8 protein-coding genes are annotated in these 9,234 nt (G+C 59.0%); all 8 read left to right on the forward strand.

The window, feature by feature from the left end; translation table 11 throughout:
• On the forward strand, positions 1 to 222 hold a 222-nt coding region (locus tag RMO15_RS26875; RefSeq protein ID WP_309720082.1), incomplete at its 5' end, for a substrate-binding domain-containing protein.
• Positions 223 to 416: 194 nt separating this feature from the next.
• Complete coding sequence (locus RMO15_RS26880) at positions 417 to 1,277, forward strand: prepilin-type N-terminal cleavage/methylation domain-containing protein (RefSeq protein WP_309720085.1); 861 nt, start codon at positions 417 to 419, stop codon at positions 1,275 to 1,277.
• Positions 1,265 to 1,456 (forward strand): hypothetical protein, encoded by a 192-nt coding sequence (locus tag RMO15_RS26885; protein WP_309720089.1) that lies wholly within the window; start codon positions 1,265 to 1,267, stop codon positions 1,454 to 1,456. The genes RMO15_RS26880 and RMO15_RS26885 overlap by 13 nt, the downstream gene beginning before the upstream one ends.
• 70 nt (positions 1,457 to 1,526) lie before the next feature.
• Entirely contained in the window at positions 1,527 to 3,299 is a 1,773-nt protein-coding gene (locus tag RMO15_RS26890; protein ID WP_309720091.1) for an alpha-L-fucosidase, read from the forward strand.
• Positions 3,300 to 3,484: 185 nt separating this feature from the next.
• Positions 3,485 to 5,839: a PDZ domain-containing protein gene (locus tag RMO15_RS26895; RefSeq protein WP_309720094.1), complete on the forward strand. Its 2,355-nt coding sequence runs from the start codon at positions 3,485 to 3,487 to the stop codon at positions 5,837 to 5,839.
• 3 nt (positions 5,840 to 5,842) lie between these two features.
• The gene (locus RMO15_RS26900) at positions 5,843 to 7,342 is read left to right on the forward strand and encodes a sulfatase (protein ID WP_309720097.1); all 1,500 of its coding nucleotides are present in this window, start codon (positions 5,843 to 5,845) and stop codon (positions 7,340 to 7,342) included.
• Positions 7,339 to 8,403 (forward strand): alginate lyase family protein, encoded by a 1,065-nt coding sequence (locus RMO15_RS26905; RefSeq protein WP_309720100.1) that lies wholly within the window; start codon positions 7,339 to 7,341, stop codon positions 8,401 to 8,403. Before RMO15_RS26900 ends, RMO15_RS26905 begins: the two co-directional genes overlap by 4 nt.
• On the forward strand, positions 8,400 to 9,234 hold an 835-nt coding region (locus RMO15_RS26910), incomplete at its 3' end, for a sulfatase-like hydrolase/transferase (protein WP_309720103.1). The genes RMO15_RS26905 and RMO15_RS26910, both read left to right, overlap by 4 nt.

The raw sequence follows: 9,234 nt of genomic DNA on the forward strand, positions 1-9,234 counted from the left end.
GGGATTCGTGTGCCCGAAGATGTCTCCCTCACCGGCTACGATGCTTTGCCTGAAGGAGAGCTCGTGCGCCCTCGGCTTACTACCGTGGATCAAGCCTTGGACTGGCAGCTTCGCACGGCACTGGATCTGCTCTGTCACCCGACGTTTCCAACGGTGGTGCATAGCCATATTGCGGTTCCTACCCTGGTTCGAGGCGGCTCCGTTGCGCCTCCTTTGTCTTAAGAAAGGACACTTAATAACAATGCATTGTTTACCTCTCTCTTCCCGCCGCTCCGCTTTCACACTGATCGAGCTTCTCGCCAGTGAGTGACTGGTAGAATCGTCGGTACAGCTCACTTACTGTATCAGCCGCGCCACCGTCGGAGAGCGCAGTGTCTAACTCCGACACCAGATCCCATAGAGGGGAATCTTTTGTTATGCAACGTCGTAAACATGTTTTCACGCTCATTGAGCTACTCGTCGTCATCGCTATCATTGCGATTCTTGCCGCCATTCTCTTTCCTGTCTTTGCACAGGCACGAGATAAAGCCCGCCAGGTTGCCTGCCTCTCCAATGCCAAGCAGATGGGGACGGCGGCCATGATGTATGCTCAGGACTATGACGAGCAGCTCATGGAGCTCTACCGCTGCCAGAACGGTGCTCCTAATCCTAATGGAGGCTGTGCTAGTGGTACTCAAACGGACTGGTGGCCGAGCACTGCCAATGCCAATATCAACAACCCAGCAACTGGCCAGCCTTTTGGCTGGTTTACAGGGCCACAGTCAGGACGTCCTCAGTTCAGTCCAAACTGGGCCTATGTTCTCTATCCGTACACCAAAAATTCTCAGATTCTGGACTGTCCTTCCGGCTCTCCGATCTGGCTTGCCAAGACAAGAACGGATAGTGCCAGCTTCATCTACAACAACTGGTTAGGCGACCAAGGGGTAGCGGCAACACCTGCGCGGCGGCTTGCGGAGGTTCCGCGTCCTGCGGATCTGATTCTGATGTTTGAGACAGGCAAAGCCTGCCGCGTCGTCGAGTTCCAGGGCTGGCGCGGTGTCCAGTCCACCTCGATTGCTGGGGGACTCTGCACTGATCTGCCACTCAACCATGTTGTAGAAGATCCCAGCCCCACTGCAGCGATTGGCGACTGCCCGCGCTGCTACTCCGACTGGACTCCTAAGCACGCGGGAGGGCGCAACATGATCTACTTGGATGGGCATGCGAAGTGGTCTAAAGATGGAAATCTCTATATCCGCAACCACCGCCAGAACTGGGTGCCACAATGTCAGCAATAGTCACGCGGGGCATGATCCTCGCTACCGTGCTTGCCTTACTGGTGGGCTGTGCTCCTAAACCAGAGCCTGCCCCTGCACCACCGGCGGCGACACAAGCGAACCAACCTAGTGATGCGGTGCCCCCTGGCACCGATCCCAAGCTCGCCAACTACAACGGGCCACAGCCAATTCCTAAGTAGAAAAACGAGTCCACTTACCAAGGCTTCCAGGTTGATTGGAAAATCGACCTGGGAGCCATCAAGATGCTTTATGAAAAATACGATCCCCGTTCTCTCTGCTCTCTTCTTCTCGCTTGGAGCTTCTTCCGTGGCACAAGGTGCGGAAGGAAAGCCGGACGTCTTGGTTCCTTACCGGAGCTCGACTGCCTCGGAGCAAGCTCGTGTCTCTACGGAGTCCCGAATGGCATGGTGGCACGAGGCCAAGTTTGGGATGTTTGTTCACTGGGGCATCTACTCTGTGCCTGCGGGAGAGTACAACGGAAAAACACAGCCCAACAGCGCCGAGTGGATCATGAACCGGGGGAGAATTCCCATCGCGGAGTACGGGAAGTTCGCGGCACAGTTCAATCCCACGCAGTTCAATGCGGAGGAGTTTGTTCTGCGAGCCAAGAGTGCGGGGATGAAGTACATCGTTATCACGGCCAAGCACCATGACGGCTTCTCGATGTTTGGCTCCAAAGCAAGTTCTTATAATGTCGTGGATGCCACTCCGTTCAAGCGCGATGTCATGAAAGAGCTGTCAAATGCTTGCCAGAAGCACGGAATGCGCTTTGGGTTCTACTACTCCCAGGCTCAGGACTGGCACCATCCTGGTGGCATGGGCAACACCTGGGACAAGGATCTGAAGCGCGTCAGCACGGATGAGTACATTCGCGAAAAGGCGATTCCCGAGGTGAAGCAGCTACTGACCGGGTACGGCCCCATCGGAATCTTTTGGTGGGACACTCCTCGAAAAATGAGTAAGGAGTCTATGGATGGCCTGAGCTCTCTGACGGCGCTCCAGCCTGGCATCATCACCAATGACCGCCTAGGCGAGGGCTATCCCGGCGACCACCAGACTTTTGAGAGAAAGATCCCGGTGGAGGGAGCGGCGGGTCAGAACTGGGAAGTCTGCATGCCCATCAGCGGGAGCTGGGGCTTTAAAAGCTCCGACACCAGCTTTCTGACCCCGACCACGCTGATTCGAAACTTAGTGGATATCGCCAGCAAAGGCGGCAACTACCTGCTCAACGTCAGTCCGACGGCACAGGGCACGCTGCTTCCTGCGTCCATTGAGCGGCTCAAGGCGATTGGCGAGTGGATGAAAGTGAACGGGGAGGCGATCTACGGCACGACGGCAAGCCCATTTCCAGCACTCCCCTGGGGCCGGTGCACCCAAAAACTCACGGCGAGCGGCGGCTCGCTCTATCTGCATGTTTTTGACTGGCCTGCCGATGGCAAGCTCACTCTACCAGGGCTGCGCAGTAAAGTTCAGTCGGCGCGACTGCTTGCCAGCGGCCAGGCCGTTGCTGCGAAATCCGCTGGCGATAGCATGGTTTTCTCCCTCGAAGGGAAAGCGCCGGATGCCATCGCCAGCGTCATCGAAGTAAAACTCAGTGAGCCGCTTCAGGTAGCGGCGCTATTGCCCGCGCAGAAGGCCGACGGTTCCATAAAGCTGAGCGTGGCCATTGCCGATCTGCACAGCGAGGTTGCGAGGCATGCGACACTGAAGGCGGCAGGCGATGTGTGGGCTGCCGACTGGCTCCACCCCGACGCGCCGCTTTCCTGGCAATTTAAGGTGACAAAGCCGGGCACCTACACGGTTCGCGCGGTGGTATCGGGTGCAGGAGGCGGGAAGCTGAAAGTGGCTATAGGCGCATCTTCGGCGGTGGGCGAGATAACACGCGAGGAGAAAGGCGCAAAACGCACGGTCGTTCTGGGCACCCTCACACTGACCGGAGCCGGTGTGCAGACCCTCACGCTCACTCCCGAGAATGCGGGCTGGACGGGCTTTCGGCTCCATCATGTGGAGCTTCTGCCATGACATTGTTGAATGTTATTCGCCCAGGACGGAGATCGTCCGGGCTATGGGGCGTCGTTCCTCCGCCGCGCCTTCGGCGAAATTTACTGACGAGGAACGAGGAGGCGGCCGTAGGCCCTACAGCGGGACGTTTACCGTCCACGCTGAAAATTCGTCGCGCTTGCGTTTCGCTCCTGAGTTGCCTTACCATGTCTTCCATGGCGACAGCAGCGGAGCTCTATGTCAGCCCGACGGGCAGCGATGCCGGGCTGGGTACCAAGGCGAAGCCGTTCGCCACGATTGCGCATGCTCGGGATGTCGTTCGAAAGTCGCCAAAACGCGCCAAAGAGCCTTTCAAGGTGATTCTGCGCGGCGGTATCTATCGTTTGCCCGAAGCGCTTGTCTTCACGGCGGCAGACTCCGGTGCACCCAGCGCCCCCATTGAGTATTGCAGCGCCGAGGGTGAGCAAGCGGTTCTCAGTGGGGGGCAGCTTCTCACCGGGCTTAAGTGGGAGCCGCACCAAAATGGCATCCTAAAGACAAAAGTCCCGGCAGGCTTTACGTCCGACCAGCTCTTTGTGAATAGCGCACTGATGCCCATGGCGCGCTACCCGAACTTCAGTGCCAGCCAGCGCATCTTCAATGGCACGGCGGCGGATGCGTTCAGTGACGAGCGCGTGGCTCGTTGGCAAGCTCCGGCAGGCGGGTTTATCCATGCGATGCACAAGAGCCACTGGGGCGGGATGCACTACCAGATCACCGGCAAGGACGCCAGCGGGAAGCTGACCTACGAGGGCGGCTGGCAGAACAATCGTCCATCGGCTCCGCACCCGAATGACCGGTTTGTGGAGAATATCTTCGAGGAGCTAGACGCGCCGGGCGAGTGGTTTTTAGATACCAAGGCCGGAGTGCTCTATCTCTATCCCCCTGCCGGGCTGGATCTCGCCAAGGCGGCCCTGGAGGCCGTCCGCCTGCGCTCGCTGGTGGAGCTGCGTGGCACCGGGCAGCAGCCCGTGCGGTTTCTTTCGCTGAAGGGGCTCACGTTTCGCCATGCGGCGCGCACGTTTATGGACAACAAAGAGCCCCTGCTGCGCACCGACTGGACGGTCTATCGTGGCGGGGCTGTTTTTGTGAATGGCACCGAGGACTGTCGCATCACGGACTGCGATATTGACCATGTCGGGGGCAACGCGCTGTTTGTGAACCACTACAACCGGCGTTTGCTGGTGCAGGGCTGCCATATCTTCCAGGCGGGTGGCAACGGAATCGCCTTTGTCGGTGACCCCGAGGCGGTGCGCAATGGCCTGGTCGGCTACGCCAAGCGTGCCAATCTGGCGGAGATTGACAAGACGCCGGGGCCAAAGTCGCAGAACTTCCCGTCCGACTCGCGGGTGGAGGACTGCCTGATCCACGAGATAGGCCGCGTCGAGAAGCAAGTCGCCGGGGTCGAGATTGACATGGCGATGAACATCACGGTGAGCCACTGCTCGATTTATAGTGTGCCACGCGCCGGGGTGAATATCGGTGATGGCTGCTGGGGTGGCCATGTCATCGAGTTCTGCGACGTGTTCGATACCGTGCTGGAGACGGGCGACCACGGGGCGTTCAACTCCTGGGGTCGCGACCGGTTCTGGGGGCTGAAAGATGTGGATCTTAATACGATCACGCTGGGAGAAAATAAAAACCTGCCGTTGCTGGACGTGACGCGCCCCAATATCCTCCGCAACAACCGCTGGCGCTGCGATCACGGCTGGGACATTGATCTAGACGATGGCTCCTCGAACTACGAGATCCGAAACAATCTCTGTCTCAACGGCGGGCTTAAAAATCGCGAGGGCTTCTATCGCACTGTCGAGAACAATATCACGGTGAATAACTCCTTTCACCCGCATGTCTGGTACGGCAATAGCCAGGATATTTTTCGGTTCAATATCGTTCTTACGCCCTACAAGCCCATCCGTGTCAATCCGCCCTGGGGCAAGCAAGTGGACTTCAACCTGCTACACCAGAGCGGTGCAAAAGACACTCAGCCCGCCGTTTTATTCCAGAAAGAGAGCGGCTACGACCAGAACTCAATCATTGCCGACGCTCAGTTCATCAATCCGACCAAGGGCGATTATCGCGTGAAAGACGGCTCGCCTGCACTGGCTCTGGGCTTCAAGAACTTCCCGATGGATCAGTTTGGCGTGACCGGCAAGCGTCTGCGTGCGATCGCCAAAACGCCCGAGCTGCCCGTGCTGGGGGCGATGCGCGAGGAGAAGTCCCGGCGCGATGCGCGAATCACCGAGTGGCTTGGCGCAAAAGTTAAAAATGTTATCGGCCTAGGCGAGGTCTCCGCCGCCGGTCTGCCTGGCGAGGTGGGCGTGAGCCTGCTTGAAGTGCCTGCGGGGAGCGCGGCGGCCAAAGCGGGACTGCTTGTCGGTGATGTGATCTTAAAGTGCGCAGGCAGGCCGACGAGCTCTGTGGCTGATCTGCAGCGCCGCTGGCGTGACGCTTCTGGCAAGGTGCAACTAGAAGTCTGGCGCGGTCAGAAGTCTATTGTATTGGAAGTCACGAAGGAGTAAGAAATGATCTGGAAGCTAGGCTTAACGACAGCGCTTCTTCTTGCTGTACAGTCGGTTCAGGCACAGGCACCCGCCGTGCAAGGCAAGCCCAATGTCTTATTTTTGGTCTCCGACGACCTGCGACCGGAGCTGGGCTGCTACGGCAACACGATTATCAAGAGCCCGAATATTGACCGCTTGGCGCGGCGCGGCATGGTTTTTAATCGTGCCTACTGCCAGCAGGCCGTCTGCTCGCCCTCCCGCACGAGCGTTCTGACCGGGATGCGCCCCGACACAACAAAAGTGTGGGATCTGGACACGCACTTTCGCAAGGCTCTCCCCGACACGGTCGCTCTGCCCGAGCTTTTTCGGAAAAACGGCTACGTGAGCGCGGGCCTAGGCAAGATCTACCACGGCGAAGCCTCCACGCACAGCGGCCTCGACGACTTGCAGTCCTGGTCTGACTCTGCCGACGGAAAGTTTACCCCTTCGTCCGAGGCTCCCAGTCCTGCAAAACCGAAGCGGCAGCCCAAGCCCCCTATGATTGAAAACGGGATCACGCTGACCAGCACGGACCGTGGCCAGGCGTTTCGCGCCACAGACGAAGGCCCCAACGGCGGCGGGGAGGGCAAGCTCGCCGACCAAGACATCGCGGCCCTGCGTGGCTTCAAGACCAGCTCGAAGCCGTTCTTTCTCGCTGTCGGGTTCCACAAGCCGCACCTGCCCTTTATCTCCCCGAAGGCGTACTGGGATCTCTACGACCCGGCGAAGATTCCGCTGGCCGAGAATCGTTTCCTGCCCAAGGACGCGCCGGATTATGCGCTTGTGGAGAAGCCCGAGCTGTGGAGCTACAGTGGCGTCCCCGATGTCAGCCATCTCCCGGAGAGCTACGCGCGGCAGCTCAAGCACGGCTACTACGCCGCCGTCAGCTACATGGACGCGCAGCTGGGGCGCGTGCTCGACGAGCTGGATCGGCTGGGGCTGACGAAGAACACGATTGTGGTCCTCTGGGGTGATCACGGCTGGAAGTTGGGCGAGCACGACCGCTGGGCCAAGCACAGCAACGTCGAAAACGATGTGCGTGCGCCGCTGATTATCTCGGCTCCCAGGATGAAGGCGAAAGGCAAGAAAACCGATGCGCTGGTGGAGTTTGTGGACATCTACCCCACCCTCGCCGACCTGGCGGGCCTCGCGTTGCCCCACAAGCTGGAGGGAGTTAGCGCCAGGCCGCTGCTCGATAGTCCCAAGCGCCCCTGGAAGTCGGCGGCATTTAGCCAGTATCCCCGAAACGAGAGGGGCAAGAAGCTCATGGGCTATACCATGCGAACGGATCGCTATAGGCTCACGCGCTGGGTAAATCCTGAGGATCACACGAAAGTAGATGCCGTGGAGCTCTACGACCATCAGGCCGACCCGGCAGAAAACACCAATATTGCAAGCGATCCGAAAAATGCAAGCCTTGTCGCAAAGCTTACGCAGCAGTTTCTGGGGGGCTGGAAAGAGGCGGTACCAACAAAACCATGAAAAAGCCTTTCGTTCACCCCGGTCTGCTCCATAGCCGTGAGGAGCTAGCATTTATTAAGCAGAAAGTCACAGCGGGAGAAGAGCCCTGGAAGACTGCTTGGGAGAAACTGCAAGAGTCCCCATCGGCTTCTCTTAACCACACCCCGCGCCCGCGCCCCGAGGTCGTACGCGGTCCCTACAACAACCCCAATATTGGCAGCTCCGAGCTTTCGGGGGACTCTTCTGCCGCCTATACTCATGCCTTGCAGTGGTGCCTGACCGGCAAGCAAGCCCATGCCCAGAAGGCCATTGCGCTACTTAACGCCTGGTCCAGTACACTAAAAACGGTCTCTGGCCACGATACCAAGCTACTCATCGGCATGGTCGGCGTGCACCTCTGCAATGCGGCCGAGCTTCTGCGCCACACCGACGCAGGCTGGCTTAAAGACGACCAAAAGCAGTTCGAGCACTTACTCCGGCAGGTCTTCTATCCCGCGATCAAAGACTTTTTCCCAAAAGCCAATGGCAACTGGGACGCCTCCATGATCCAGACCATGCTGGCGATGGGCGTGTTTCTGGACGACCAGGCGATGTTTGAGCGGGCGGTGACATACTTCCAGAAAGGCGAGGGAAACGGCGCGATTGAGCACTACTTCAACGCCTTTGGCGAGTGCCAGGAGAGCGGTCGGGATCAGGCGCACACACAGATGGGACTGGGCTTTTTAGGCTGTGCCTGCGAGATGGCCTGGAAGCAGGGCGTTGATCTGTACAGCACGAGCAACAGCCGCCTCGCGCTTGGTTTTGAGTACACTGCCAAGTACAACCTCGGCCACGACGTGCCCTACGAGACCTACACGAGTATTGGCGGAACCTACGTCAACCCCACGATCTCCCCAAAATCCCGAGGCCGCTTCGCCCCGATCTACGAGCGGATCGTGCACCACTACCACGTCAGAAAAAAACTTGAGATGCCCCACTGCCGAGAAGTCGTCGCAAAAACACGGCCTGAGATCAGTCAGAGCGGCGGTCATATTCCCTGGGGCACCCTGATGTTTGCGGAGCTACGATTAGCTAAATCATGAAAAATAATCTGCGTTGGGCCGCTCTAGGCGCGGCCCTGTTCGCGAGCTTCTGGCTCGGACTTTACAAGCAAGCCGCTGCCCAGGAGACTCGCAAAGTCAATATTCTCTACATCCATGCCGACGACCACCGCGCCGACGGTTTAAACGCTCTGGGCAATAAACTGCTGCAAACGCCCCATCTCGACTCTATCGCGAAGAGCGGAATGACCTTCACGCGGGCCTACACCATGGGCTCTATGATCGGCGCGGTGTGCCTGCCCAGCCGCACGATGCTGCTTACGGGGAAGTCCTGGCTGCGAATTCCGGCGGCCCGTGGTGGCGACCCAGCCGCAACCCTGCCGAAAGTCCTGAGCGCGGCGGGCTACGAGACCTTTCACGTTGGCAAGGGCGGCAACGAGTACACCGCTGGGATTCAAGCCTTCGATCAGAACATCGTGATGGAAGATCGCGGCCAGCAACGGGTAGGCTCCAGTGAGCGTCACGCCGACGCCGTGCTCAAGTTCCTGAGTGAGCGCAAGTCCACCCGGCCATTTTATATCTACCTCGCCCCGCCCGTGCCCCACGACCCGCGCCTTGCCGCGCCGGAGTTTATGGGCCGCTATGCCGCCAAAGACATTCCCCTGCCCGCCAGTTTTCTACCGCTGCACCCCTTCGATAATGGCGAGATGACCGTACGCGACGAAGCGCTCGCGCCCTGGCCGCGCACGCCCGAGGACACCAAGCAGCAGCTCGCCGACTACTACGCCTGCATCACGGGCTTCGACTACCATGTCGGACGGATCTTTGCACAGCTCAAGGCATCGGGGCAGTGGGAAAACACCGTGATTGTCT

Source organism: Armatimonas sp. (assembly GCF_031410135.1).
GTDB lineage: Bacteria > Armatimonadota > Armatimonadia > Armatimonadales > Armatimonadaceae > Armatimonas.